Origin of the sequence: Nonomuraea sp. NPDC050786 (assembly GCF_040654115.1) — a bacterium.
Lineage (GTDB): Bacteria > Actinomycetota > Actinomycetes > Streptosporangiales > Streptosporangiaceae > Nonomuraea.
In genome coordinates this window covers 1-26209 of record NZ_JBFAHJ010000045.1, presented here as the reverse complement: position 1 = coordinate 26209, position 26209 = coordinate 1, and the positions used below count along the sequence as shown (strand labels likewise).

The following is a 26209-nucleotide window of genomic DNA, read 5'->3' as shown; positions in this document are numbered from 1 at the left end:
GTTCGGGTGACTGAGACGAGAGCTGGAGGAGCCGGTCAGGCGGTCCGGGGAACCGGTCGGGCACTGACGGGGACGACCAGGAGCGTCGCAGGCACGGTCAAGAGTGCCGGTCAAGGAGCGGCCGGTACGGCGAGGAGCGCCGGTCAAGGAGCGGCCGGCGCAGCCAGGAGTGTCGGTCAAGGAGCGGCCGGCGCGGCGGCGGAGACGGTCAAGAAGGCCGGCGGCGCGATCATGGAGAACCTGCCGACCAGCCGGCTCGTACAGGAGGCCCAGAACCTGCTCCAGGCGGCGAGCGAGCGCCTGCTCGAGACCGCGGAGGAGAAGATCGAGGACCTCACCGACCGGCTGACCGACTACGCGGAGAACGGCGGGAAGAGCCTCCTCAGCGCGGTCACCGGCTCGGAGAACCCCGGCGGCGTGCTGGGCGGCGCCCTCAAGGGCGGGCTCAAAGGCGGGCTCAAGGGCGGCCTCGCCGGCGGGCTGAAGGCAGGCGTGAAGGGGGTCTGGCAGAAGCTCACCGGGAAGGCCGGCGGCAAGGGCGGCAAACTGAAGCTCGTCAACATCGTCGAGTCGATCGACATCGGCGCTCCACGCCGCCTGGTGTACGACCAGTGGACCCACTTCCAGGACTTCCCGACCTTCATGAAGAAGGTGGAGACGGTCAATCAGGAAAGCGACGAGAAGCTCTCCTGGAAGGCCCAGGTCTTCTGGTCCCACCGGACGTGGAAGTCGCACATCGTCGAGCAGATCCCGGACCAGCACATCATCTGGCGGTCCGAGGGCGCCAAGGGCTACGTCGACGGCGCCGTGACGTTCCACGAGCTCACCGACAACCTGACCCGTGTCCTGCTGGTGCTGGAGTACCACCCGCAGGGGCTCTTCGAGCGCACCGGCAACCTGTGGCGCGCCCAGGGCCGGCGGGCGAGGCTGGAGCTCAAGCACTTCAGGCGGCACGTGATGGCGCACCTCCTGCTGAAGCCCGAGGACGTCGGCGACGGCTGGCGCGGCGAGATCCGCGACAGCCAGGTCGTCAAGGACCACGAGACGGCGATGGAGGAGGAGCGCTCCAGGCAGGCCGAGGAAGAGGAAGAGCGGCCAGAAGAGGAAGCGTACGAGGAGGAAGAGCCCGAGCGGGCGGAAGAGGAGGAGCCGGAAGAGGAGGAGGAAGAGCGGCCCGAGGAAGCAGGGCGCGAACGGGCCGAGGAGGAGGAAGAAGAGGAGCCCGAGGAGGAGGAAGAGGAAGAAGAGGAGCCCGAGGAGGAGGAAGAGCCGCAACGGGCCGAAGAGGAAGAGTACGAGGAGGAAGAGGAGCCCGAAGAGGAGCGCGAGGAGGAGCCGGTCGCCGCGCGCCGCCGTCCCGCCAGAGGCGAGACGCGCCGGGCGCCCTCCGGACAGCGCCCCGTCCGCCGCCGCGAGAGGGAGTGAGCGCGGCAGCGCCACCCTCACCTTCAGCGGGCAACTTCGGCGCGGCGGGCCGCATCTAATCCGCCGTGGAGGCGTTGATCGCGGGGGACCCGCAGCGCATCGGGGAGTACTGGCTGGCCGGCCGCCTGGGCGCGGGAGGGCAGGGCGTCGTGTACGACGCCTACGACCCTGAGGGCCGCCGGGTCGCGGTGAAGGTGCTGCACGCGGCGGGCGATCGCGGCCGCTTCGCCAAGGAGGCGGCCGCGGCGGAGCGGGTGGCCTCGTTCTGCACCGCCCGGCTGCTGGCCGCCGAACTGGACGGCGGCAAGCCGTACCTGGTCTCGGAGTACGTCCCAGGCCCCAGCCTGCGCGAGGCCGTACGGGACGGGCGGCGCTTCACCGGGGACGACCTGCACCGGCTGGCCACGGCGGTGGCCACGGCGCTCACCGCGATCCACGAGGCGGGCGTCGTCCACCGCGATCTCAAGCCGGACAACGTGCTGCTCGGCCCGGACGGGCCGCGCGTGATCGACTTCGGTATCGCCAGAACTCTGGACATGTCGCTGACCAGGACCGGCGAGCTGGCGGGCACCCCCACCTACATGGCGCCCGAGGTGCTGACCGGGCAGCGTGCGGGCGCACCGGCCGACGTCTTCGCATGGGGCGCGATCATGGTGTTCGCGGCCACCGGGTCAGACCCGTTCGGCGGCGAGAACCTGGGCGGCATCATGCACCGCGTGCTGACCCACCATCCCGACCTGAGCGCCCTTCCGCCGCGGCTGGCCGCGCTGGTCGAGGCCGCGATGGAGAAGGACCCGTCGGTACGGCCCACCGCCCGCGACCTGCTGCTGGCGCTGGTCAGCGGCGACGGGTCCGACACGCGCGGCCTGCTGACGGCCGGAAGCCGCAGCGCCGAGGGGGTGCGGGGGCCGGACCGGGGCGATCCCGCGCTGGGCACGATCGCCGAGGACGTCTACGGCGCGCTCGGCCCGGAGGAGCGCGACCTGGCGGCCGAGGTGTTCCTGCGGCTGGTCGCGGTGAACGCCGACGGCCAGGAGACGCTGCGCCGGGCCACCCCCGACGAGCTGTTCGGCGGCCGCCCCGAACAGGAGGCGGCGGCCGTGCGCCGCGTCCTGGAGGCGTTCTCGTACGTGGTCGCCGTCAAGGACGACTCGGTCGTCCTGTCGCGCCCCGGACTGCTGCGGGCCTGGCCGCGCCTGCGCATGTGGGTGGAGGCCGACCGCACCGGACTGGCCGTGCTCGGCGAGATCAACGCGGCGGCGCGGCACTGGGACGAGCACGGCCGGCGCGACGGCGACGTGCTCCAGGGCAGCCGCCTGGAGGAGGCGCTGAGCTGGGCGGCGACCGGCCGCAGGCACCTGACGCTGACCCCGTTCGAACGCGATTTCCTGCGCGCGGGCACCGAGCTGACCAAGAGGCGCGGCCGGCGCAGGAAACTGGTCACCACGGCGCTGGCGGGCCTGCTGGTGGTGGCGCTGGCGGCGGGCGGGGTGGCCGTGTGGCAGCGCGGGCAGGCCGTCGAGCGGCTCGACATCCTGACCGCCAAGCAGGTCGCGGCCGAGGCCGACCGCCTGCGTACGGCCGATCCGACCCTCGCCATGCTGCTCAGCGTGGCCGCCTACCGGATGTCGCCGCAGCCGGAGGCGCGCTCCAGCCTGATGGGCGCGCTCCAGCAGCGGGAGACGGCCGCCTTCCGCGATCCGCCGGTCAAGGGCGTGGGCCGGCGGGTGCTGAGCCGCGACGGGCGCACGCTGGTCAGCGTCAGCGAGGGCGGCGTCAACGTGTACGACGTGCGCACCGGCCGGCGGACGGCGAGCTGGCCGAAGATGACCTTGAAGGGGGTGATCATCCATGACCCCTCGCTCAGCCGCAGCGGACACCTCCTCGCCGAATCCACCTCGGACGAGCTCGCCGTCTGGGACCTGAGAACCGGCAAGGCGCTGGTGAGGCGGCCCCTCCCACAGACCGGGGCCGGCTATGCCGTCGCATTCGGCGAGCATGAGACGACGCTCGCCGTCACCCTGTTCGAGACGGCCCCGTTCGTCATCGACGTGAGCACCGGTAAGCGGTACGGGCGGCCGATCCATGACGACCGGACCTGGTCGGACGACCCGGTGCTCGTGGACCCGACCGGGAAGCACCTGCTGGCGCCCGGCTCCCGGTTCGACCAGATCGCCCTGCCCGGCGGGAGCGCCGAACGCCCTTTCCCGGCCTGCGTCAAGCACCACGTGCTGGCCGCCTACAGCGCCGATGGCAGAACGCTGGCCTGCGCGGACAGCGAGATCGTCCTCATGGACGCCGTCACCGGGCGCAAGCGCAAGTCCTTGGACTGCGGTCCCTGCAAGTACGGCACCGAGATTCGCTTCAGCGCCGACGGCCGATACCTCGCCACCTTCTCAGGCCGCGACCTGACGGTCACGCGGATCGCCGACGAGCAGGACATCCAGACCTACCGGGCCGAGGGCGAGCTCGGCGACGTGCGCTTCGACCCCGACGGCCGGACGCTGCGCTACCTCGTCGACGACATCGTCGTCAGCGTGGACCTCGAGCCCCGTACCACGGCGGTCGCACTGCCCGGCATCCCGCTGCTCAGCCGCGACGGCCGCTGGGTGGTGACCAAGCCGCACGAACCCGCCCTGCACGTGATCGACATGCGGACGCACCGGGACACGGGTCGCATACCTGTCGATGAGGACCACGAGATGAACGAGGCCATCGACGACTCCAGCACCAGGCTGGCCACCGTCGACGCCGACAGGATCACGTTGTGGAACCTCGCGACGGGGAAGAAGCTCTGGTCGAAGCGGGTGGGAGACACCATCTTCAGCCCCTCGCAGGCCTACTTCAGCCCCGATGGGCGCCGGATCGCCGTGACCCTTGTCGGGCAGATCCCGGTCAAGGAGGTGGTGCTGGACGCCGCCGACGGCCACGTGGTGGCCACCCACAAGACTCAGTTTGAGGGCGGCCCCTTCCTCCCCGGACGGCAGGTGTACGCCTCGCACGCCGGCAGGTTCATCGACCTGGCGACCGGCAAGCCCGTCGGCGCCGGCTTCGGCGCGACCACCGCGCTGGCCTTCAGCCGCGACGGTCTCATGGCCGTGTACGAGCCCCTCACTCGTCGGGTCGGCCTGTGGGACGTCAAGGGCGAGCGCTCGCTGCGCCCCTCCCTGCCCCGCGCGGCCGGCGACATCTCCCTCATGGCGTTCTCGCCGGACGGCAGGACGCTCGCCACGGTCACCCAGCAGGGTGAGCTCCAGTTCTGGGACGTCCCGGCCAAGGGCGGGCTCGGCACCGCGTACACGCTGAGGGAGAGCGAGGCCACGTCCCTGGCCTTCAGCGCCGACGGGAACATCCTGTACGTCGGCGTGGAGGGCGGCGTGCACGAAGTGCCCGTCGGCGACGCGCTCGTGGCCCGGAAGGTGTGCGCGCGGGCCGGGCGCACCCTCTCGCCCGCCGAGTGGCGCCGCTACCTCCCGGACGTGCCCTACCGCAACGTGTGCGCATAACGCGGGTCGCTCCCGTACGACTACTCGTGCTTGAGCAGTCGCGCGCGGCCGCACACCCCACGCGGGAAAACCAGTTGCCGCGCACGCGGGCCAGGGTTAGAGTCCCCGATCATCATCTCGTGACGGAGGAGTTGCTTTATGCGTGTCGATGACGTTCGTTACCAGCCCACCTCGGTAATCCCGTCATCACACGTAAGGACTCCTTCCCTTGGACCTGTCACGTAGCTTCACCATCCGGGAGAGCAGCCACCGGGTTCTCAACCCGATCACCCCGGACAAGCTCGCCACGCTGGGCGCCGCCATCGGGCTGCGCCCGGGCGCTTCCGTGCTCGATCTCTGCTGCGGCAAGGGCGAGCTGCTCTCCACCTGGGCCCGCGACCACGGCGTCACCGGCACCGGCGTGGACATCAGCACGGTCTTCCTGGCCGCCGCGCGCGAGCGCGCCGCCGAGCTCGGCGTCACCGACCGGGTGACCTTCGTGCACGGCGACGCCGCCACCCACGTGGCGGCGGAGCCCGTGGACCTGGCGGCGTGCGTCGGGGCGACCTGGATCGGCCAGGGCGTCCCCGGGACCGTCGCGCTGCTGGAGCGCAGCCTGCGCCCCGGCGGCGTGATGCTGATCGGCGAGCCCTTCTGGCGGGCCGAGCCGCCCAGCCAGGAGGCCGTCGAGGCGTGCCACGCCCGGTCCCGCGACGACTACGAGACGCTGCCCGGACTCGTCGAGCTCTTCCAGCGCCTCGGCTACGACGTCGTCGAGATGGTCCTGGCCGACGAGGACAGCTATGACCGTTACCGCGCCGCCCAGTGGCTGAACGTCCGCACCTGGCTGGACGCCAACCCCGACGACGAGCTCGCCCCCGAGCTCAGGGCCGAGCTGTCGGCCCAGCCGCTGCGCTACACCAGGTACGAGCGGTCCCTGCTCGGCTGGGGCGTGTTCGTGCTCATGAAGCGCTGACGTTCCCCGTTCAGGCCCCGGTCGGCGTGCGCCGGCCGGGGCCGTCGGGGGGTCAGCCGCTGCTGAGGGTGAAGCCCTGCTCGGTGCCGAAGGCGGTGATGCGGTCCTGCCAGGACTTCAGCGCCGCGGACAGGTCACCGCCGCCGTCGATGGCCTGGCCCACGGTGTCCTTGAAGATGCTGTTGGCGTACACCTGGAACGGCAGGTACTGCCAGCCGGGGCGGACGGCGGTCGAGGCGTCGCCCAGAACCTGGTTGATCTTCTGGCCGCCGAAGAAATCCTGCGGCGCGTCGCGGAAGGCCGGGTCGTCGAGCAGCGCCTTCGTGGCGGGGAAGAGCCCGGCCTCGGAGTTCAGCGACTTGACGGCCTCCGGGTCGGAGTTGAGCCACTCGGCGAAGGCGACGGCGGCCGGAATGTTCTTGCTCTGCGGGATGACCGCCACCGAGGAGCCGCCGTTCTCGGCGTTCATCGGCTTGGCCGCGTCGTACTGGGGCATGGGGGCGACCGCCCACTTGCCCTTCGTCTTGGGGATGGAGTTCACGATGCCGTTCGGGGCCCAGGCGCCGGTGAGCCAGGTCACGTACTTGCCGGAGCCCATGCCCTTCCACCACTCGTCCGTCCAGCCGGGCTGCGGGTCGACCAGCTTCTCGCCGAGCAGGGTGCTGAAGGTGCTCACCCACTGCTTGACGCCGGGGTCGGAGGCGAGCGTGACGCTGACGTTGCTCTCGCCGGAGGTCTTGAACGGCGTGCCGCCCGCCTGCCAGATCATGCTGTCCACGCCGCCGGCGTCCCCGGGGTCGATCGTGGTGATGAACGAATCCGGGTTGTCGGCCTTGATCTTCCTGGCCGCCTCGGTGAACTCCGCCCAGGTGGTCGGGGGCTTGATCTTCAGCTTGTCGAAGATGTCCTTGCGGTAGAACATCGCCATCGGGCCGGTGTCCTGCGGGATGCCGTAGACGCCCCCGTTGATCGCCACCTGGGACCACGCCGACGCGGCGAACTTGTCCTTCAGCGCGGCGGCGCCGTAGTCGGCCAGGTTGACGACCTGCTTGGAGAGCGCGAACTGAGGCAGCGCGAAGTACTCGACCTGCGCCACGTCGGGCGCGCCGGAGCCGGCCTTGATCGCGGTCTGCAACTTGGTGTACTGGTCGGCGGACTGGCCCGCGTTCACCACATTGACCTTGATGTTCGGATATTTCGCCTGGAAGCGGGCGACGGTCTTCTCGATCCCGGTGACCCACGTCCAGAACGTCAGCTCGGCCGGCTTGCTCAGCGCGTCCTGCACCGCCGCCGACGCGCTCGGGGCCGCGGCCGGGGCGGAGGCGCCCCCGCCACCGCCGCCGCCGGAGTTGCCGCCGCACGCGGCCAGGGCCACCGACAGGGCCGCGGCCACTCCTGCGGTCCGCACAATTGATCTCATGACGTTTCCTCACTCACGGGGGGTTACTGCTTGACGCTTCCGGTGGCCAGGCCCGACTGCCAGAACCGCTGGAGCACCAGGAAGGCGACGATCAACGGCACGATGGACAGCAGGCTGCCGGTCAGGATCAGCTGGTAGGTGGCGTCACCGGCGCCGGAGGTGCCGCTGTTGGCCTGGGCGTTCCACTGGTTGAGCCCGACGGTGAGCGGGAACCAGTCCGGCGTGTTCAGCACGATCAGCGGCAGGAAATAGTTGTTCCAGGTCGCGACCAGCGAGAAGAGCAGGACGGTGACGAAGCCCGGGGCGAGCAGCCGCAGCGCGATGGTCCGGAAGATCCGGAGCTCGCCCGCGCCGTCGATGCGGGCCGACTCCAGGATCGAGTCGGGCACCGCGTCGGCCGCGTAGACCCGCATCAGGTAGAGCCCGAACGGGCTGCACAGCGCCGGGATGAGCACCGCCCACGGCGTGTCGACGATCCCGACCCGGCTGAAGAGCAGGTACGTCGGCACCGCCAGGGCCGTGCCCGGGATGGAGATCCCGCCGAGCACCATCGCGAACAGCAGCTTGCGGCCGGGGAAGTCGTACTTCGCCAGCGCGTACCCGCCGATGGTGGCCAGCAGGGCGGCCCCGCCCGCGCCCACCACGGAGTAGAGCACGGTGTTGCCGAACCAGCGCAGGAAGATGCCGTTCTGGTAGCTCAGGGTGTCGCCGATGTTGGCGAACAGGTGGAAGTCCCCGCCGAACCAGAGCCCGAAGGTCGAGAACAGGTCCGCGCCGCTCTTGCTGGCGTTGGCCAGCAGCCAGAACAGCGGCAGGACCGCGTACACGAACATCACCAGCATGATCACGGTGAGGGTGGGGCTCTTGCCCCGGCGGCGCCTGGCCGCGGGGGAGTGGCGGGCGGCCACGGCGGGGCCCGCCTCGGCGACGGCCGTCACAGCGTCTTCTCCCTTCTCGCGGTGATGAGCTGCACCGCGTACGCCACGACGACGGTGACGAGGCCGAGCAGCACGGCGACGGCGGCCGAGTAGTTGATCTGCTGGCCGTTGAACGCGAGGTTGTAGGCGTACATGTTGGGCGTGTAGCTCGTGCTGATCACCGCGGGTGCGAGCTTCTGGACGATGTTCGGCTCGTTGAAGAGCTGGAAGCTGCCGATGATCGAGAAGATCGTCGCCACGAGGAGTGCGGGGCGCAGGGCGGGCAGCTTGATGCTCCAGGCGGTGCGGATGGCGCCCGCCCCGTCGATCTCGGCGGCCTCGTAGAGCTCTTCGGGGATGGCCCGCAGTGCGGCGTACAGGATGATCATGTTGTAGCCGACGTACTCCCAGGTCACCATGTTGCCGATGGAGGTCAGCATCCAGGAGCGCGACAGCAGGTCGGGCAGGGTGACGTCGAGCGCGTGGCCGATCTGCCCGACCAGGCCGAACTGGTCGCCGTACATGTAGCCCCACATGAGGGCCGCGACCACGGCGGGCACCGCGTACGGCATGAAGATGGTGATGCGGAACAGGGACGGCCAGCGCAGCCTGCCGCTGTCGATGGCGAGCGCGCATCCCAGGGCGAGGAGCAGCATGATCGGCACCTGCACGACCAGGAAGAGCGCCACGCGCAGCAGCCCGGCCCCGAACAGCGCGTCGCCGAGGGCGCGCGTGTAGTTGGCCAGGCCGGCGAAGACCGTGCCGCCGATCAGGCGGTCCTGGAAGAGGCTGAGGTAGAGCGCGTACGCCAGCGGCGCGACCACCGTGACCAGGAAGACCACGAAGAACGGCAGGAAGAACGCGTAGCCGGCGACGCGCAGGCGCAGGAGCGGCCGGGCGAGGCCGGGGCGCCCGGCTTCGGCGGCCTGGGCGGTCATCCCGCGCTCCTGGGCGATGTTCGCGCTGCCACGAAGACTGGCACTGCACTCTCCTTGTCCGGGACGTGGACGGTCGGGGGATATCGCGCGGCTGGCCGCGGCAGTCACGATGATCGAATGTTTACGTAAACATATGGAAGGTGTCCCGTAGTCTGAACCCGCTGCCGAATCATGTCAACAGGTAACCGTGAGTTAACATCCGTGGCGATTTGGACCTGTTTGGCGGCCTGCATTGACGGACAAGGCATGTTTGCGTAAACATCGGCCGAGAGCATCGGACGATCAGAGGTGACAGTGGACGGGGCGACACAGGAAACGGCGCCGGGACGGCGCACCCGCAGGCGGCCCTCCATGGCCGATGTCGCCGCGCTGGCCGGGGTCTCCAGCCAGACCGTCTCCCGGGTGGTCAACAACCGGAGCAACGTGGAGGAGGAGACCCGCCAGCGGGTCCTGTCGGCGATGCGCATGCTGGGCTACCGGCCCAACACCGCCGCCCGTGCCCTGGTCACCGGCCAGTTCCGCGCCCTGGGCCTGATCAGCTTCGGGCTCGCCAGCTTCGGCAACGCCCGCACCGTCGACGCCGTCACGAGAGCGGCGCAGCGGGCCGGCTACACCGTGAACATGATCGCGATCGAGTCGCAGACCGAGCGGGCCGTGCACGCGGCGTTCGACCAGCTCACCATGCAGGCGGTCGACGGCATCGTGCTCATCGAGGCGCAGATCCTCGACACGCCGGCGCTCCGCCTGCCGCCCGGGGTGCCGGTCGTGATGGCCGACGGCGACGTCAGCCACCGCCATCCCATGGTCGACACCGACCAGACCCAGGGCGCCCGGCTCGTCACCCGCCACCTGCTCGACCTCGGCCACGAGACCGTCTGGCACGTCGCCGGGCCTGAGGACTCCTACGCCGCCAAGCGCAGGGCGGAGTCCTGGCACGCCACGCTCAAGGAGGCGGGGGCCGCGGTGCCCGGGGTGCTGTTCGGCGACTGGAGCGCCGCCAGCGGATACGAGGCCGGCCGCGTCCTGGCCCGGCGGCCCGGCGTGACGGCCGTCTTCGCCGCCAACGACCAGATGGCCCTCGGCGTGATGCGGGCCATGATCGAGGCGGGCCGCCGCATCCCCGAGGACGTCAGCATCGCCGGGTTCGACGACCTCGAGGAGTCGGCCTACCTGTCCCCGCCGCTCACCACCGTCCGGCAGGACTTCGACGTGGTGGCGGAGCGGATCGTGGCGCTCATGATCGACCAGATCGAGGCCGGCCCGGCCCCCGCCGACACCGCGTACGTCGCCCCTGAGCTGATCGTCAGGCAGAGCACCGCCCCACCGCCATCTCGCCGCCCGTGACCTGCGACCCCATGAAGGGAGGAGCGGCGCCCTCGCCTGCCGAGGCCGCCGCGCCGACGATGAACGCCGTATCTCCTGATGCCATGCCGGTCCAGCGGTTCTGGCGCCGGCTCGGCGGCGTGGCCTTCGGCGGCGACTACAACCCCGAGCAGTGGCCGGCCGAGACCAGGGCCGAGGACCTGCGCCTCATGGCCGAGGCCCGGGTGAACCTCGTCACCGTAGGCGTGTTCGGCTGGGCCCGCGTGGAGCCGGCCCGCGGCGCGTACGACTTCTCCCTCTTCGACCAGGTCCTGGATGACCTGCACGCGCACGGGATCACCGCCGACCTCGCCACCATGACGGCGTCGCCGCCGCCGTGGCTCGCGTACGAGCACCCCGAGATCCTGCCGGTCACCGCGGACGGGACCGTGCTGGGCCCCGGCGGGCGGCAGCACTTCTGCCCGTCCAGCCCCGTCTACAGGGAACGGGCCGCGCTGCTGGTGGAGCGGCTGGCCGAGCACTACCGCGGCCATCCGGCCCTCGGGCTGTGGCACGTCGGCAACGAGTACGGCTGCCACATCCCCGCCTGCTACTGCGAGGTGTCGGCGGCCGACTTCCGGCGCTGGCTGCGGGAGCGGTACGGAGACGACATCGAGGCACTCAACGACGCCTGGTCGACCGACTTCTGGTCGCAGCGCTACGCGAGGTTCGAGCACATCCAGCCGCCCCGGGCGGCGCCCACGTACCCCAACCCGGCCCAGCAACTCGACTACGCGCGCTTCAGCGACGAGGCCCTGCGCGCCTGCTACGACCTGGAGGCCGGCATCCTGCGGCGCGTCACCCCCGACGTGCCGGTCACCACGAACTTCCTGGCCGGCCTCAAAGCGGTGGACGTCTTCGGCTGGGCGCCGCGGGTGGACGTCGTGGCGGTCGACTGCTACCCCGACCCCGCCGACGAGCGGCCGCATCTCCTCCCCGGCCTGGTGTACGACACGATGCGCGGCGCCGGGGGAGGGGACCCGTGGATCCTGATGGAGCAGGCGCCGAGCGCGGTCAACTGGCGGGCCAGGAACGCGATCAAGCAGCCGGGCCGGATGCGGCTGTGGAGCTGGCAGGCGGTCGCGCAGGGTGCGGACGCGATCCTCTACTTCCAGTGGCGGCAGTCACGCGGCGGCGCCGAGAAGTTCCACTCGGGCATGGTGCCGCACGCGGGCGCCGACAGCAGGGTCCACCGCGAGATCGCGGCGCTCGGCCGGGAGCTGGCCTCGGTCCCCGACCTGCCCGGCACGCGGGTCAGCAACCAGGTGGCGCTCCTGCTCGACTGGAACAGCTGGTGGGCACTCGAGCTCGACTCCCATCCGTCGGACGGCGTGCGCCAGGAGGACCGCCTGCTCGACCACTACGGCCCGCTGTTCGACCTCGGCGCCGGCGTGGACGTCGTGCCGCCCTCGGCCGACCTGACGGGCTACGCCCTCGTCGTCGTGCCCAACCTGTACCTGCTGTCGAGCGAGGACGCGGGGCGCCTGTCGTCGTACGTGTCCGGCGGCGGCGCGCTGGTCGTGTCGTTCTTCAGCGGGATCGTCGACGAGCACGACCGGGTCCACCTGGGCGGCTACCCCGCGCCGCTGCGCGAGGTCCTCGGGGTGCGGGTCGAGGAGTTCTGCCCGGCCGCCGAGCACGAGACGTTCGCCGTACGCGGGTGCGGGGCGTTCGCGCGGCTCGAAGGGGTGGCCGATCTGTGGCGGGAGGACCTGCGGCTCGCGGGGGCCGAGCCCGAGCTCGTCTTCGACGCCCCCGACTGGGCCGGCCGCCCGGCCGTGACCAGGCACGAGTACGGCGCGGGGACCGCGCGCTACCTCTCGACGCGGCTCGACGAGCCCACCATGCGGGCGGTCCTGGCGCGGGCGCTGGCCGACGCGGGGGTGGCTCCCGTGGTCGAGGGCCTGCCTCGGGGGGTTCAGGCGAGCGTACGCGCCGGGGGTGGTCGGCGCTTCCTGATCCTGCTGAACCATACCGATGACAAGCACGACATCACGGTCGGCGGCGAGTGGAGCGACGCGCTGTCGGGCGAGGAGGTCTCCGCCGTCACCCTGCCGCCGGCGGGCGTCGCGGTGCTCCGCGCGACCACGGCGGACTGACCGGTCCCGCGCCTGTGCGGCCCTTCGACCGCCGGCTGGCCGTCTTCGGTTCGCGCCTGGCTGGCCGGTGGCGTGCGGGGGCCGTCACCGGGCGGGCAGGAGCAGCCGGAACTCGGTCCGGCCGGGGCGGCTGCGTACGTCCACCGAGCCGCCGTGGGCCGCCATGACGGCGCGGACGATGGCCAGGCCGAGCCCGGCTCCACCGGTGGCGCGCGACCGGGCGGGGTCCACGCGGGAGAACCGCTCGAAGATCCCCTCCGAGAGCCCGGCCGGTATGCCGGGACCGTCATCCGTGACGCTGACCTCGACGTCACGGGCCTCGACGTCACGGGCCTCGACGTCACGGGCCTCGACGTCACGGGCCTCCGCGTCGGCCGGCAATCGGCGGGCTTCCGCGTCGGCCGGCAACCGGCGGACGGCCACCGTGACCGTGGTGCCGTCCGGCGTGTGGACCGCGGCGTTGCTCAGCAGGTTGGCGAGCACCTGGTGCAGCCGCAGCGGGTCGCCGGTCACCGTGACGGGGTCCTCCGGCAGTTCCAGCCGCCACCGGTGGCCAGGGGCGGCGGCGCGCGCGTCGCCCGTGGCCTCGATGGCCAGGCGGGTCAGGTCCACCTCCTCCCTGGCCAGCGGGCGCCCCTCGTCCAGCCGGACCAGCAGGAGCAGTTCGTCGACGAGCTCGCTCATCCGTCCGGACTCGGCGTCGATCCGGTTCAGCGCGTGCCGTACGTCGCCGGACATCGCCCCGCGCTCACGCAGCGCGAGCTCGGCGTGCCCGCGGATCGACGCGAGCGGCGTGCGCAGCTCGTGGCTGGCGTCGGCGGCGAAGGCGCGCAGCCGCTGTTCGACGGCGTGCCTGCGGGCCAGAGCGGCCTCCACGTGGCCGAGCATGCGGTTGAACGCGGCGCCCACCAGGCCCGTCTCAGTTCGCGGATCGGTGTCGGGGACGCGTTCGGCCAGGCTCACCTCGCCGCTGGCCAAGGGCAGCTCGCTGACCTTGCGAGCGGTGGTGGCGATGCGTTGCAGGGGGCGCAGCGACAGGCGTACCCAGAGGGTGCCGGCGACACCGGCGACGGCGAGCGTGCCCGTGAACATCGCCAGCTCGAGCAGGGCCAGGCGGCCAAGGGTCTCCTCCACCCCGTGCAGCGAGAGCCCCTCGACCAGGACGTCACCGTCCCGGCCCGCGACGGCCTGGACCCGGTAGTCGTCCAGGACGGACAGGTCCACGGTCAGCGCGGGGCCGCCGACCGGCACCGCGGCCAGCGTCTCCTCGTCCTGGCGGCTCAGCCGCACGGGGAGCGCGTCCGCCCGTGCCACGACCGCCGCCTGGGTGACCCTCCCGCCGACCAGTCGCGCGCCGAACATGCCCGGGGCCTGCCCGCGGGTGTCCTCGCCGTGCTCCAGGCTCGCGGCGAACCGCACCCCGTAACCGGCGAGCTGCTGGTCGACGCGGCCGAGCAGGAAACTGTCCATCGCCCGGAACGTGGCGACGCCGACGATCGCGCACGTGAGCGCCAGCAGCACGAGCAGACCGGCGATCATCCGGCCCCTGATCGTGCGTGGCATGAGCTTCACGGCTTGAGCACGTATCCGACGCCGCGGACGGTGTGGATCAACGGCCGGCGGCCCGCGTCGATCTTCTTGCGCAGATAGCTGATGTAGAGCTCCACCACGTGCGCCTGGCCGCCGAAGTCGTAGGACCAGACGTCGTCGAGGATCTGCGCCTTGGTCAGCACCCTGCGCGGGTTGTACATGAGCAGCCGCAGCAGTTCGAACTCCGTCGGCGTCAGGTCGATCAGCGTGCCGCCCCTGGTCACCTCCCGGGACTCCTCATCCATGGACAGCTCGCCCACGACGAGCCGGTCGCCGTCGCCCTGGCGGGCCATGCCGGCCCGGCGCAGCAGCCCGCGCAGGCGGGCGAGCACCTCTTCCAGGCTGAACGGCTTGGTCACGTAGTCGTCGCCACCCGCCGTGATGCCCTCGATCCGGTCCTCCACGGCGTCCCGCGCGGTCAGGAACAGCACGCACAACTCGGGCGTCCGCTCCCTGAGCCGGCGCATCAGCTCCAGCCCGTTCAGGTCGGGCAGCATGATGTCCAGGATCGCCGCGTCGGGTGCGAACCGCTCCGCCTCCTGGACGGCGGCGCTCCCGCTCGCCACCGCGCGGACCTGCCAGCCCTCCTGGCACAGCGTCCTGTCCAGCACCTCCAGGAGGTCGGGCTCGTCATCCACGACGAGCACGCGGATCGGCGTGCCGTCCGGGCGCGACAGGGTGCTCATCCTCTCGACGATAGGAGCCTCCTCTGAAAATCCTCTTAAAGATACCTTTGAGAGGAAAAACAGAGACTGGCCTGGCACTTTGTCCCTCATGACGACTGTTCACACTGCAGTCCGCACGTCGGCGATGCCGCGGCGCGGCCGCTTCCGGCCCGAGGCGCTGCTGGCGGCCGTGGCGGCGGGCGGGGTCGCGGTCATCGCGCTGTGGTGGCACAGCACGCCCTCGGTGTCGGGACTGGACGGCTGGCTGACCGAGAGCGGCCGCGTCACGGGCCTGCTGGCCGGGTACGGGCTGGCGGTGCTGCTCGGGCTCATGGCCAGGGTCCCGGCCCTGGAACACGGCGTGGGCAGCGACCGCCTGGCCCGCTGGCACGCCATGGGCGGCAGGTACGTCATCGGGCTCGTCACGGCGCACGTGCTGGCCACCATCTGGGGGTACGCGGTGGCCGACCGCGTCGGCGTGGTGGACGAGACGGTGACCATGGTGCTGTCCTTCCCCGACGTGTTGAAGGCGACGGCGGCCTGCCTGCTGCTGCTCGGCGTCGCCGTGGTGTCGGCCCGTGCCGCGCGCCGGAGACTGCGCTACGAAACCTGGTTCTACCTGCACTTCTACACCTATCTGGCGGCCTGGCTGGCGTTCGGGCACCAGCTCGCGACCGGCGCCCAGTTCACCGGCGACCGCGTGGCGCGACTCGCCTGGTACGCCCTCTACCTCGGGGTGGCCGCGCTGCTGGTCTGGTACCGCTTCCTGGGACCGGTCAGGTTGTGGGCGCGGCACCGGCTCCGCGTGGCCGGCGTCACCGCCGACGCTCCCGGCGTGGTCTCCATCCACCTCACGGGGCGCGGGCTGCGGCGGCTGGGGGCCGAGCCGGGCCAGTTCTTCCGCTGGCGGTTCCTGACCCGCGAGCTGTGGTGGTCGGCCAATCCGTACTCGCTGTCGGCGGTTCCTGACGCCGGTGGGCTGCGCATCACGGTCAAGGCGCTGGGCGACCACAGTGCGGCGCTCGCCCGGCTGCGGCCGGGCACCCCGGTGCTCGCCGAGGGGCCGTACGGCGGGTTCACCGCGCGTCTCGGCCGGGGCGGCAGATCGCTGCTGATCGCGGGCGGCGTCGGCATCACCCCGCTGCGCGCCCTGTTCGAGACGCTGCCCGGACGGGTGACGCTGCTCTACCGGGCCCGCACGCCCGAGGAGATGCTCTTCAAGGACGAACTCGAGCAGATCATCGCGGCCCGCGGCGACGCCACGGCGTACTTCTCGACCGGGCCCAGGTCCCCGGACCTGTTCGACGGTCTCGGGCGCCTGCTGCCCGATCTGCGCGAGCACGACGTGTACGTGTGCGGGCCGCCCGAGATGACGCAGGCGGCGATCAAGGCGCTGCGGTCGGCGGGCGTGCCCCATCGCCGGATCCATCACGAGTCGTTCGAGTTCTGAGTTCCGAATTTTCACCTTATGAGAGGTCACTGCCATGCGCAGGGTGCTGTTCGCGGTGCTGGTCACCGCTATCGGCCTGGTACTGCTGCTGTCGTTCAAGCCACACGACATGGCGGGCGTCGCCCAGCCGCCCGCCGCCGTCGCCCCCGCCCAGGCTTCGGCTTCGCCGTCGCCGCAGGGCTCCATGGAGTCTGCCGACGGCCGGACCTTCGACGGGGATGCCGTCGACACCCGCTGGGGACCCGTGCAGGTACGGATCGTCGTCTCCGGCAGCAAGATCACCGACGTACAGGTGCTCCAGGCCCCGCAGGAGAACCGGCGTGACATCGAGATCAACAACAGGGCGCTGCCCATCCTCCAGCAGGAGGCCCTCTCGGCCCAGAGCGCCCAGATCGACTCCGTCTCCGGGGCCACGTACACCAGCGACGGCTACACGGGCTCCCTGCAGAGCGCCATCGACCAGGCGGGGCTGTGACGCGCCACGTCGAGAAGGCGATGGGCACGGTCTTCTCGTTCGATGTGCGCCACGCCGCCGACGCCGCCGCCGACGCCGCCGCCGCCGACGCCGATGGCGCGGTGGCGCGGGCCGTCGCCTGGCTGCACCACGTGGACGCGGTCTTCTCCACCTACCGGCCGGACAGCCCGGTCAGCCGTCTGGCCCGGGGCGAGCTCGGGCCGGCCGACTGCCCGCCCGAGGTGCGACAGGTGCTCGCGCTGTGCGCGGAGGCCGAACGGCGGACCGGCGGCTATTTCACGGCGTGTCCCGGCGGCCGTCTGGACCCGTCCGGCCTGGTGAAGGGGTGGGCGATCGAGCAGGCGTCCCTGCTGCTCACCGAGGCGGGCGCGCCCCGCCACTGCGTCAACGGCGGCGGCGACATCCAGCTCGGTCCCGACCCCTTCCCGTGGCGGATCGGGATCGCCCACCCCCTACGGCCCGGCGCTCTCTCCGCCGTGGTCACCGGCCACGACCTCGCCGTGGCCACCTCGGGCAGCGCCGAGCGCGGCCCGCACATCATCGATCCGCACACCGGGCTCCCCGCCGCCGGCCTGGTGTCCCTCACGCTCGTCGGGGCCTGCCTGACCGCCGTCGACGCGTACGCGACCGCCGCGTTCGCCATGGGCGAGGCCGCCCGGGACTGGGTCGAGGGGCAGCCCGGCCTGGAGGCGTACGCGGTGACCGCGCGCGGCCACACCTGGCAGACCAGCGGCTTCGCCGCGTTCACCGCCCGCGGGTGAGGCGTCGGCTCCTCCTGGGTATGCGGTCCGGTGAAGTCGAGCTAGTCACGGGGGCGAAGATGCGGCGGCTGGCCGAGCGTACGCCCGCGCATCGCGACCGCACGGTCGACCTGCTCCGCGCCATCGCCATCACGGCCGTGGTCGTCGGCCACTGGCTGGCGGTGCACGTCAGCTACGACGGGGGCCTGCGCGGCGGCAGCGCGCTGGAGCTGGTGCCGTGGACGCGCCCGCTGACCTGGCTCTTCCAGGTCATGCCCGTCTTCTTCCTGGTCGGCGGGTACGCCAACGCCGCCTCGCTCGCCGCCCACCGGGCCCTCGGCGGTGACGCCACCTGCTGGACGCTGCGCCGTACCGACCGGCTCATCCGCCCTACCACCGTGCTGCTGGCCGTGCTGGCGGCGGCGGCGCTGCTGGCGCGGGTGCTGGGCGTCGGTCCGGGGCTCATCGGCATCGGGGTGTGGGTGGCCGGGATCCCGCTCTGGTTCCTGGTGGCCTACCTGGCCGTGGTGGCCCTCACCCCGCTGATGCACGCCCTGCACCGTCGGTACGGCCTGGCCGTGCCGATCGCGCTGACCGTGCTGGTCGGCCTCGGCGACGCGGCCCGGTTGGCGCTGCGGGATCCCGCCCTGGGGCAGGGGAACTTCCTCTTCGCCTGGCTGGCGGTGCATCAGCTGGGCTTCGCCTGGCAGGACGGGCGCCTGCCCGCCCGGCCCCGCGTCGGGCTGCCGCTGGCGTTCGCAGGGCTGGCGGCCCTGGTCGGGCTCACCGTGGTGGGGCCTTATCCGATCAGCATGGTCGGGATCGCGGGGGAGGGCATCCAGAACACCTCCCCGCCCACGCTGGCGCTGCTGGCGCTGGCCGCGACGCAGACCGGGCTGGCTCTGTCGGTCCACGGCCCGGCCGGCCGGTGGCTGCGGCGGCCGCGGCCCTGGACCGCCGTCGTGGCGGTCAACTCGATCGTCATGACGCTCTTCCTGTGGCACATGACCGCCGTCGTGCTCGGCGCGCTGGCGCTGTATCCGACCGGGCTGCTGCCGGCCGCGCCTCCGGGGACGCCCACGTGGGTGCTGCTGCGGCTGCCCTGGCTCGCCGCCCTGGCCCTGATCCTGGGCGTGCTGGTCATGGTGTTCGGTCCCGTCGAGCGGCGGGCCGGTCCCCGTCCCGCGGCGGGGGCGACGGCCGGGGTGACGGCGGGTGTCCTCACCTTCCTCGGCATCGCCGGCGTGGTGGCGGGGCTGCTCACCCTCGCGGTGACCGGCCCGAGCGGTCATACGCTGACCGGCCTGCCGATCGTGGCCATGCTCGTGTATTCCGCGGGCGCCGGCACCCTGCGTTTCACCCGGTGGCGATCATCCCGTACGGCGTGAGCCTCAGCGTGCTCTGCGGGCCAGGGTGAGGTCGGTGGTGAAGGTCAGGTCCACGCCGTCGCCCCCCAGCAAGGCGGCGAACTCCTCCATCACCTCCTCGCGGGTGTCCGGGTCCAGGATCCGGTAGGCGGAGACGGAGCGGGCCAGGTCCAGGTAGCGGCCGGTTCCGTACCGGTCGGTGCGCGTGTAGTGGCGCTGGTCGAGATCGGTGTAGCGCGGGTCGTGCGCCAGCTCGTGCTCGGACCACTTGCCCCGGGTCGAGCCGTCCCGGTGCATGCTCGAGGTGGTCACTCCGTAGTGGCTGTCCACCGCGGCGAGCGCGCCCCGCAGGCGGGGGTCGGTGACGACGTAGTGGTTCCAGAAGACCGCCACCGCTCCGGACGGCGCCAGGGCCGCATGGGCGAGGTCCCAGCGCCTGCGCTCGTCGATCCAGTGCCACGCCTGCGCGGAGTAGAGCAGGGCGAACGCCCTGTCGGGGACGTACTCCTCGAAGAACCCGATCTCCACCCGGGCGCCCGGGCACTTCGCCGCCAGCGCGGCGGCCATCCTGGGGTCGGGCTCGACGCAGGTCAGCTCGGCGCCGCGAGCGGCGAAGCCCGCCGTGGCCTTGCCCGTGCCCGCGCCCACCTCCAGCGCGGGGCCGGCCGGCGCGTACTCCAGCACGTCGGTGATGAGCTGGGCGGGATAGTCGGGTCTGGCCGAGTCGTACTGCTCGACCGCCTCTCCGAACACCACGCTCCGCTCGCGGTCCACCGCCATCGAATCCCCTTCCGTGGTCCATGCCCTGCGCCGGGCCCCCTCCCGGCGGAGGGCCGGTAGACAACATCCCACGAAATCCGAAGAAAGAGGGAGTATGTCGCGCGAGGCCATCACCGCCCTGGCCCTCGCCTGCCCCCGTGACCGCGTCGACGAGCAGAAAGAGCGGCCCTGGCGCGTCGCCGGCACGAACGCGGGTCGCTGGAGCAGCGGGCGCTTGCGCGCCGGAAGCGAGGGCTACTCGCTGCCGGCGTGGTCCGGGAAGAGGGCCGCGGCCACGTGCCGGGTGTCGGCGTACTCCACGACCGAGGTGATCTTGCCGTTGCGGACGGTGTAGATCCCGATGCAGCGGTTGTCGTAGGCGCCGCCGTACACGGTCCGCGCCTTGGAGGTCCACTCGGCGACCACGCGGTCGCCCTCGGCGATCGTGCTGATGAGCTCGATCTTCATGGTGCCGGGGACGAGGATCGGTCCCATGCCGCCGAGGAAGTCGTTGATGATCGCGTCGCGGCCCCGCCATACCTTCGAGATCGGCAGATCGCCGGGATAGTGCCAGGTCGCGTCCTCGGCGAAGCTGTCGCGGATGATGTCGGCGTCGCCGTCGCGGACGGCCTCGACGTAGCGGACGACGACGGTCCTGGGGTCGGTGGCGTTCATGATCGTGCTCCTTTGCTGATGGGGTGTTCCCGCGGATCTCCGGTCGGAACGAGAGCCTTCACGGCGGGTACCTCCTTGGCGGTGCCGGTGGCAGGGCCAATCGGTGGCCAGTTCAGCAGGTGAGGCGGTGACCGGGCCAACAACGGAACCGTCCGGTCGACAACGCCGGGTTGTCGTCTATGGCCAGCGGCGTGGACCTGGCTCTGGTGACCCGAGCGCGGAGGATGCCGAGCATCCGTAGCCGGGTGAGAAACCCCAGCTCGGCAGATTCCGAGCTGGGGTTTCCTGTTCGACGCCTCGTCTCGTCCGCCCGAGGGCGCGTCTCTGGGCCGGATCGCCGGCGCCCTCGTCGAGGCCGGGTCAGCGGATCCTGGGGATCGGGACCTTGGACCAGTCGAGGTCGGAGGCGAGGTAGAAGCTGGGGTAGGCGGGCTGGTTGTAGCCCGTCTGCTGCCTGGCCACCTCGACGCGGTACTGCGGATCGTGCATCAAGGTGTAGAGCTTGCGGTCGGTCACCTCGGTGCTGAGGTAGATGCGGGCCGCGCCGCTGTCGGCGGTGCGGACGACCAGCTCCTCGCGCCAGTCGCCGAAGATGTCGGCGACCAGGCCGGGGTTGCCCTTGGTCCAGTTGTTGGTGAGTGTGCCGGTGGCGGTCAGGAGCGTGCCGCGCTTCCAGTCGTCGATCGTGGGGGTCTGGAGCTCGGTGGTGGCTGTGCCGTTGATGAGCTGGGTGGTCATGTCGGCGGCCCAGCGGATGCTCTGGTTGGTGCCAGGGGTGACGCGGCCCAGGTGGTCGCCACGGACCGACCAGAGGCCGGAGACGATCTCCTGATTGGGGGGCATCGCGGACCAGGCTTCCAGACCGCGGATCGCGGGATCGATGTCGCCGACCATCCCGCGCCCGGTGTCCCGGCCGCTGTAGCCGCCGAAGAGCACCTTGCCGGTGGCGGCGTCCCGCATGGCCCAGCCGTACGGCGCCCAGGCTCCGCCCTCGTGCACGGTCCAGATCTCCAGGCCGGGCCGGTCGGGGTCGAGGTCGCCGACGTGCATGGCGTCGCCGTGGCCGAGCCGGACGTTCTGGCCCGGGACGCTGCTCTCCGGTGGGGCCACGTCGAAGGAGGAGTACAGCAGGCTGCCGTCGTCGTCGATGGTGGCCCCGCCGTACACGATCTCCTGCTTGCCGTCGCCGTCCACGTCGGCGGCGCTCATCGAGTGGAAGCCCTGGGTGGTGAGGGTGGCGTAGGCCGGGTTGCCGCCGTTGACGCCGTGCGGGCCGGCGTTGAAGGGGTTGGCCATCGGGGCGTGGCCGCTGTCGACATACCAGACCTGCTTCAGCTTGTGGCCGTTCCAGGTGTAGGCGACCAGGGTGGTGCGGGTGTAGTAACCACGGGCGAAGACCGCTGACGGGCGCTTGCCGTCGAGGTAGGCCACCGAGGACAGGAACCGGTCGACCCGGTTGCCCGGCTCGATGCGGGCCATCGCGTAGTCGCCCCACAGGAGGCCGTCGTCGCCGCGTCCCGGCTTGTACGGGATCGTCTGGAGCTCCCTGCCGGTGGCGCCGTCGAACACCGACAGGTACTCGGGGCCCGTGAGGACGAACCCGGCGAATTCCCGCAGGCGGTTGTTGCCGCTGCGGGCGGGCGCGTAGACGTCGACGAAGTAGGCGGCGAGCTCGGCCGCGGACTCGCCGGAGAGCGGGTAGCTGTGCGTGGGCGCGATGCCGAAGGCCTGCTCCAGCGTGGCGGGCCAGTGCCCGGCGACCACTTCGGGGTGCTCGTGCCACTTCATGAACATCTGGACGACGTGCTCGAAGTAGCCGGCCGCGCTCAGCCGGTAGTCGTCGGTGTGCGAGTAGCCCGCCTTGACGTCCTGCTCCGGCATGGTGATGTAGCGCTCGCCGATCACGTTCCCGGCGGCGTCGTAGCGGATCTGTCTGGTGCCCGGCGCCGTCTTGACCATCAGTTCCGAACGGCCGTCGCCGTCGAAGTCGTAGACGAGGAACTGCGTGTAGTGAGCGCCCGACCTGATGTTGACGCCCAGGTCCAGCCGCCACAGCAGCCTGCCGTCGAGCGTGTAGGTGTCCAGGTAGGTCGAACCGGTGTAGCCGCGCTGGGAGACGTCCTTGGCGTTGGAGGGCTCCCACTTGACGACGAGCTCGTACCGGCCGTCGCCGTCCACGTCTCCGACGCTCATGTCGTTGGCGGCGTAGGTGTAGGCCTCGCCCGCCGACGTGACGCCGTCGGCGGGCTTGCGGAGGGGTAGGTCGTAAAACGTTTCACCCCAAGGCCGGATGGCGGCGCTCGGCCGGCCCTCCTTGCCGCGTACTATCGGCGCCACGCTGTAGCGGGCGGTGGCGCTTCCCGTGGGATCGAGGTAGTTCGTGCTGTCGGTGACCGTGGCGATCGGGCGGCCGTCGCGGTAGACGCGGAAGTCCGGGCCGGCCATGCCGCGGCTGCCGCTTCCGGTCACCTCTGTGCCGAGAAGACGCCAGCTCAGGAAGACACCGTTGGGGGCGGTGGCGGCGACCAGTCCGCGATCGAGACGCTCCATCGTGATGCGGACGTCCGCGACGGCGGGAGTGGCCGGAAGGGTGAACGCCAGGGTGGCCAGGATCAGGAGGGCTAACCGTATGTGGCGGATGGGGTGCTCCTCGGGGGCGCCGTAGTGGTTGAAACGATCTAATCGATCGAAGGCTACGAACGTTCACATTTTTGCGTCAAGGCCTTGGTCAGGAGCTCGCGCTCTTATCGCAGGTCACGCCGTCCGTCGCCGCCGTGAGGTAGATCTTGGCCGAGGCGCTCGGGCCGAGCCCCTCCACCAGCGCCTTGCTTCTGGCGGTCAGATCGATCAGCGGCGCGTTCTGCGCCGTCGCCACCTGCCGCATCGTCGCGGGCAGGTCCACGCCGACGCCGTTGACGTGCAGCGCCGTCGAGGTCAGCTTGCCGCCGGAGTCGAAGAGCCCGGCCGGGGAATCGCCATCATGCCCTGCCACCTGGTCAGTCTCCTCTCGGATACCACGCAGCAGGCGTCACGGTGTCCACCGGACGTTGGGGTTGATGCGCCCGGTCCAGTTGAAGATGGCCATGTTGTCCCACCCGTTGCCGCTGGAGCCGATGTTCGCGGGGTCCCACCCGTTCCCGGGCACCGCGTACCAGGTCGGCTCCCAGTAGAAGATCCCGATCGCCCCCGCGTTGCGGGCCGTGCTCTGCACCGCCGCGAACTCGGCCCCCTGTCCCTGCCAGGTGAGGCCATAACCCGAGCACCCGGACGTGACCGCGTTCCGCGTGGAGTCGGCATTGTCGGCGGTGAAGGGGTACGCGGTCTCGGCGATGACCACGTTCTTGCCGTAACGAGAGCGCATGTCCGAGATCACGCTGGACAGGTTGGACAGCGTGCCGTGCCACATGCAGTAGTACGACAAGCCAGTGATGTCCCACTGCACGCCCTTGGCCCGGATCCCGTCGTAGAACCAGCGGGCAGAGGACAGGCTCTCCGCCAGCGCCGTGTGGATGATCACCTGGGTGCCGGCGTTGCACGCCTTCGTCGCGTCATAACCGGCCTTGAGCAGCAGGCTCAGGTTCGTGAAGTCGTTGTTGACCACCTTGCCGTCGTTCCAGAGCATGCCGGTGTTGATCTCGTTGCCGATCTGCACGCTGTCCGGGGTGGTGCCCTGCGCCTTGAGACTGGTGCACACGTCGTAGGTGTAGTTGTAGACATCCGTCCGCAACTGGCTGATGCCGTGGCCGGCCCAGGCGGCGGGCTTGTACTGCTTGCCGGGGTCGGCCCAGGTGTCGGAGTAGTGGAAGTCGACCAGCAGCCTCAGGCCCCTGGCCTTGACCGCCCTGGCCTGCTGCAGCACCTTGGCCTTGTTGTTGTAACCGCTGATCGGGTCGTTCCAGATCCGCAGGCGGGCATAGTTGACGCCGACTCCCTTGAGGATGTCCAGCGGATCTCTCTGGTTGCCGCTCGCGTCGTAGTACGTGGCACCCAGGTCGAGCGCGCGCTGTAAGGAAGAGACGTCGGCGCCGAGCATGGTCAGCGTGGCGGCGTGCGCCGGCTGCGCGGCGGCGAGGGTCGCGGCGACGAAGAGGACCAGCGCCACCCAGAGCCTTTTCATGATTCCTCCGCTCAGGAGAGGAACGGCCATTGCTCGCGCACGGGGACTGTGAACGTGCACAGTAACGAACCAACAGCCGTTCCGACAGTCTCCAACATGAATCCCACAGAAGAGCGCACACAACAACCACGTGAGCGGCCATTGACGCAGCAAACGCGATCTCCCACACTCTGTGAACGCTCCCAGAGCGCGCCGTTCCTGCTCCTCCCGCGTCGATCCGTCTGGCAGGAAAACATGGGTAGACCAGGGCTTTGCCGGCCGTGGGCAACGTGGACCGAGCCCCCGCGCGTGGGTCAGCCTGACCGGCCGCGCCCCGTCCACGCCGTGAAAGTTTCAGCGGGCCCATGGCGCCCAGGCGACGATCTACGGCTGCAACGGCGCGACCGGCCAGCAGTGGCGGACGAGTTGACCCCCGGATTCCCCGAGCTCGGGCGGACGGCCCCGTTCGGCGTCTGTCCGCGCAACGCCGACGGCAAGAACGAGATCGTCTACGGTGCGATGGCGATCAACGACAACGGCTCCCCGCTGTGGAACACCCGCAACGGCCACGGCGACGCCATGCACGTCGGCGACCTCGACCCGTCCCGGCCGGGCCTGGAGGAGTTCAAGGTCGACGAAGACAGCAGCAAGCCCGCTGCCTGGTTCGCCGACGTCCGCACCGGGCGGATCATCTGGCAGAACGCCTCCTGCGGCTGCGACAACGGCCGCGGCGTCTCCGCCGACATCTGGGCCGGCAGCCCTGGGGCGGAATCGTGGTCGGCGGCCGTCGGCGGCTGCTCGACGGCACCCACATCGACAAGTACGGAACGGGCGGCCGTCACCACGACCAAGATCCACACCCTGCTGCACGACCCGCAGTACCGCGCCGCCCTGGCCTGGCAGAACACCGCCTACAACCAGCCGCCGCACCCGAGCTTCTTCATCGGCGCCGGCATGGCGACCCCGGCCCAGCCCAGGGTCTACCTGCGCTGAAGTCTCCGGTCTCCCGGAGATCTCGGCCCCCCTCACAGCCAAGAAACGGATCATCATGAAGCTGACACGTCTCGCCGCCGCCGCGGGCGCTGTGGCCGCCGCGGTGGCCATGGTCGCGACCATGCTCGTGACACCGCCCGGTGCCCTGGCCGCCACCGGCGACGGCTCGCCCACCGATCCGAACATCCGCTTCGTCGGCCGCTGGGACACCCGCAACAGCACCGCCTACGTCCCGGGCTGGGCCGGCGCCTACCTCAAGACCGCTTTCACCGGCACCACCGTCAAGCTGAAGCAGCGCAACACCATCGACCTCTACTACAGCATCGACGGCGGCCCAGACGTCTACCTGCAGAACGTGCGGGGCACGGTGAACCTGACCCCGAACCCGTTACCGTCGGGCACCCACAGCCTGCGGGTCTCCTACCGCGTGGTGGCCGGCTCCTACCACGGCGATGCGGTGTTCCAGGGGCTGGTCCTCGACTCCGGCGCGCGCACCCTGCCCGTCGCGCCACCCCGCGGCATGGTGGAGTTCGTCGGGGACTCCATCACCGTCGGCACCACCACCTCGAAGAACGCGCTCACCGCGTACGGCTGGCTGGTCGGGGAGCAACTGGGGGTGGACCACATGCAGGTCGCCCAGGGCGGCGCCTGCCTGGTGAGCACCGCCGACGGCTGCGTCGGTCTGGACCGCCGGTTCGTGAAGGTCAGCGCCGCCGACGGTGCGGTCGACCACGACTTCACCCGGTACCAGGCGAACGTCGTCGTGATCAACCTGGG

The 26209-nt window shown here is 71.1% G+C and carries 21 protein-coding genes; 11 read left to right on the top strand and 10 right to left on the bottom strand.

Annotated elements, in window-relative coordinates; translation table 11 throughout:
- Window positions 1-6 precede the first annotated feature (6 nt).
- The 3 genes from AB0H84_RS48705 to AB0H84_RS48695 all read left to right on the top strand — a co-directional run bounded on the left by AB0H84_RS48705 (window position 7) and on the right by AB0H84_RS48695 (window position 5886).
- Complete coding sequence (locus AB0H84_RS48705) at window positions 7-1425, top strand: SRPBCC family protein (protein ID WP_357620414.1); 1419 nt, start codon at window positions 7-9, stop codon at window positions 1423-1425.
- 65 nt (window positions 1426-1490) lie between these two features.
- Window positions 1491-4931: a WD40 repeat domain-containing serine/threonine-protein kinase gene (locus AB0H84_RS48700; RefSeq protein WP_357620412.1), complete on the top strand. Its 3441-nt coding sequence runs from the start codon at window positions 1491-1493 to the stop codon at window positions 4929-4931.
- A 208-nt stretch (window positions 4932-5139) separates the two neighbouring features.
- Window positions 5140-5886 (top strand): class I SAM-dependent methyltransferase, encoded by a 747-nt coding sequence (locus AB0H84_RS48695; protein ID WP_357620410.1) that lies wholly within the window; start codon window positions 5140-5142, stop codon window positions 5884-5886.
- Window positions 5887-5938: 52 nt separating this feature from the next.
- Here the strand turns inward: AB0H84_RS48695 and AB0H84_RS48690 are convergent, their stop codons facing one another.
- From AB0H84_RS48690 to AB0H84_RS48680, 3 genes are read right to left on the bottom strand one after another with little or no spacing between them, the layout of a single operon-like run.
- On the bottom strand, window positions 5939-7306 hold the full coding sequence (locus AB0H84_RS48690; protein ID WP_357620408.1) for a sugar ABC transporter substrate-binding protein: 1368 nt from the start codon (window positions 7304-7306) through the stop codon (window positions 5939-5941).
- 23 nt (window positions 7307-7329) lie between these two features.
- Window positions 7330-8244, bottom strand: coding sequence for a carbohydrate ABC transporter permease (locus AB0H84_RS48685; RefSeq protein ID WP_357620406.1), 915 nt, complete (start codon window positions 8242-8244; stop codon window positions 7330-7332).
- Window positions 8241-9161, bottom strand: a complete 921-nt coding sequence (locus AB0H84_RS48680; RefSeq protein ID WP_357620404.1) for a sugar ABC transporter permease — start codon at window positions 9159-9161, stop codon at window positions 8241-8243. Before AB0H84_RS48680 ends, AB0H84_RS48685 begins: the two co-directional genes overlap by 4 nt.
- A 351-nt stretch (window positions 9162-9512) precedes the next feature.
- Here AB0H84_RS48680 and AB0H84_RS48675 point away from each other — a divergent pair, with 351 nt between their 5' ends.
- Together AB0H84_RS48675 and AB0H84_RS48670 are read left to right on the top strand one after the other, a co-directional pair.
- Window positions 9513-10505, top strand: a complete 993-nt coding sequence (locus AB0H84_RS48675; RefSeq protein WP_357620402.1) for a LacI family DNA-binding transcriptional regulator — start codon at window positions 9513-9515, stop codon at window positions 10503-10505.
- Between the two features lie 11 nt (window positions 10506-10516).
- Window positions 10517-12622 (top strand): beta-galactosidase, encoded by a 2106-nt coding sequence (locus AB0H84_RS48670; RefSeq protein ID WP_357620400.1) that lies wholly within the window; start codon window positions 10517-10519, stop codon window positions 12620-12622.
- Between the two features lie 84 nt (window positions 12623-12706).
- Here AB0H84_RS48670 and AB0H84_RS48665 read toward each other — a convergent pair whose 3' ends face one another.
- Window positions 12707-14185 (bottom strand): ATP-binding protein, encoded by a 1479-nt coding sequence (locus AB0H84_RS48665; RefSeq protein WP_357620503.1) that lies wholly within the window; start codon window positions 14183-14185, stop codon window positions 12707-12709.
- A 5-nt stretch (window positions 14186-14190) separates the two neighbouring features.
- On the bottom strand, window positions 14191-14898 hold the full coding sequence (locus AB0H84_RS48660) for a response regulator transcription factor (protein WP_357620398.1): 708 nt from the start codon (window positions 14896-14898) through the stop codon (window positions 14191-14193).
- An 88-nt stretch (window positions 14899-14986) separates the two neighbouring features.
- On the opposite strand from AB0H84_RS48660, the gene AB0H84_RS48655 reads away from it, so the two are divergent.
- Genes AB0H84_RS48655 through AB0H84_RS48640 form a run of 4 tightly spaced genes read left to right on the top strand, consistent with a single transcriptional unit; the run spans window position 14987 to window position 18930 of the window.
- Window positions 14987-16327 carry a ferredoxin reductase family protein gene (locus tag AB0H84_RS48655; RefSeq protein WP_357620396.1) on the top strand — a complete coding sequence of 447 codons (1341 nt, stop codon included), beginning with the start codon at window positions 14987-14989 and terminating at the stop codon, window positions 16325-16327.
- Window positions 16328-16361: 34 nt separating this feature from the next.
- A complete protein-coding gene (locus AB0H84_RS48650) occupies window positions 16362-16802 on the top strand; it encodes an FMN-binding protein (protein ID WP_357620394.1) in 441 nt (146 codons plus the stop codon).
- Window positions 16799-17563 carry an FAD:protein FMN transferase gene (locus AB0H84_RS48645; RefSeq protein WP_357620392.1) on the top strand — a complete coding sequence of 255 codons (765 nt, stop codon included), beginning with the start codon at window positions 16799-16801 and terminating at the stop codon, window positions 17561-17563. The genes AB0H84_RS48650 and AB0H84_RS48645 overlap by 4 nt, the downstream gene beginning before the upstream one ends.
- A 20-nt stretch (window positions 17564-17583) precedes the next feature.
- Entirely contained in the window at window positions 17584-18930 is a 1347-nt protein-coding gene (locus AB0H84_RS48640; RefSeq protein WP_357620390.1) for an acyltransferase, read from the top strand.
- A gap of 3 nt (window positions 18931-18933) precedes the next feature.
- Here AB0H84_RS48640 and AB0H84_RS48635 read toward each other — a convergent pair whose 3' ends face one another.
- From AB0H84_RS48635 to AB0H84_RS48615, 5 genes are all read right to left on the bottom strand, one after another.
- On the bottom strand, window positions 18934-19689 hold the full coding sequence (locus AB0H84_RS48635) for a methyltransferase domain-containing protein (RefSeq protein WP_357620388.1): 756 nt from the start codon (window positions 19687-19689) through the stop codon (window positions 18934-18936).
- A 234-nt stretch (window positions 19690-19923) separates the two neighbouring features.
- Complete coding sequence (locus AB0H84_RS48630) at window positions 19924-20343, bottom strand: nuclear transport factor 2 family protein (RefSeq protein ID WP_357620386.1); 420 nt, start codon at window positions 20341-20343, stop codon at window positions 19924-19926.
- A 360-nt stretch (window positions 20344-20703) separates the two neighbouring features.
- Window positions 20704-22893, bottom strand: coding sequence for a rhamnogalacturonan lyase (locus AB0H84_RS48625; protein ID WP_357620384.1), 2190 nt, complete (start codon window positions 22891-22893; stop codon window positions 20704-20706).
- A gap of 178 nt (window positions 22894-23071) precedes the next feature.
- Window positions 23072-23335 (bottom strand): hypothetical protein, encoded by a 264-nt coding sequence (locus AB0H84_RS48620; protein ID WP_357620382.1) that lies wholly within the window; start codon window positions 23333-23335, stop codon window positions 23072-23074.
- A 36-nt stretch (window positions 23336-23371) separates the two neighbouring features.
- Window positions 23372-24460 carry a glycosyl hydrolase 53 family protein gene (locus tag AB0H84_RS48615; RefSeq protein ID WP_357620380.1) on the bottom strand — a complete coding sequence of 363 codons (1089 nt, stop codon included), beginning with the start codon at window positions 24458-24460 and terminating at the stop codon, window positions 23372-23374.
- Between the two features lie 393 nt (window positions 24461-24853).
- Between AB0H84_RS48615 and AB0H84_RS48610 the strand changes: the two genes are divergently transcribed.
- On the top strand, window positions 24854-25432 hold the full coding sequence (locus AB0H84_RS48610; protein WP_357620378.1) for a hypothetical protein: 579 nt from the start codon (window positions 24854-24856) through the stop codon (window positions 25430-25432).
- 55 nt (window positions 25433-25487) lie between these two features.
- On the top strand, window positions 25488-26209 hold a 722-nt coding region (locus AB0H84_RS48605), incomplete at its 3' end, for a hypothetical protein (RefSeq protein WP_357620376.1).

Excerpts from the sequence above, each read along its gene's own strand:
- AB0H84_RS48680 (WP_357620404.1), bottom strand. The coding sequence starts at position 9,161 with ATGACCGCCCAGGCCGCCGAAGCCGGGCGCCCCGGCCTCGCCCGGCCG.
- AB0H84_RS48615 (WP_357620380.1), bottom strand. The coding sequence starts at position 24,460 with ATGAAAAGGCTCTGGGTGGCGCTGGTCCTCTTCGTCGCCGCGACCCTC.
- AB0H84_RS48665 (WP_357620503.1), bottom strand. The coding sequence starts at position 14,185 with ATGCCACGCACGATCAGGGGCCGGATGATCGCCGGTCTGCTCGTGCTG.
- AB0H84_RS48625 (WP_357620384.1), bottom strand. The coding sequence starts at position 22,893 with ATGGAGCGTCTCGATCGCGGACTGGTCGCCGCCACCGCCCCCAACGGT.
- AB0H84_RS48660 (WP_357620398.1), bottom strand. The coding sequence starts at position 14,898 with ATGAGCACCCTGTCGCGCCCGGACGGCACGCCGATCCGCGTGCTCGTC.
- AB0H84_RS48675 (WP_357620402.1), top strand. The coding sequence starts at position 9,513 with ATGGCCGATGTCGCCGCGCTGGCCGGGGTCTCCAGCCAGACCGTCTCC.
- AB0H84_RS48635 (WP_357620388.1), bottom strand. The coding sequence starts at position 19,689 with ATGGCGGTGGACCGCGAGCGGAGCGTGGTGTTCGGAGAGGCGGTCGAG.
- AB0H84_RS48690 (WP_357620408.1), bottom strand. The coding sequence starts at position 7,306 with ATGAGATCAATTGTGCGGACCGCAGGAGTGGCCGCGGCCCTGTCGGTG.
- AB0H84_RS48655 (WP_357620396.1), top strand. The coding sequence starts at position 14,987 with ATGACGACTGTTCACACTGCAGTCCGCACGTCGGCGATGCCGCGGCGC.
- AB0H84_RS48630 (WP_357620386.1), bottom strand. The coding sequence starts at position 20,343 with ATGAACGCCACCGACCCCAGGACCGTCGTCGTCCGCTACGTCGAGGCC.
- AB0H84_RS48670 (WP_357620400.1), top strand. The coding sequence starts at position 10,517 with ATGAAGGGAGGAGCGGCGCCCTCGCCTGCCGAGGCCGCCGCGCCGACG.
- AB0H84_RS48650 (WP_357620394.1), top strand. The coding sequence starts at position 16,362 with ATGCGCAGGGTGCTGTTCGCGGTGCTGGTCACCGCTATCGGCCTGGTA.
- AB0H84_RS48640 (WP_357620390.1), top strand. The coding sequence starts at position 17,584 with ATGCGGTCCGGTGAAGTCGAGCTAGTCACGGGGGCGAAGATGCGGCGG.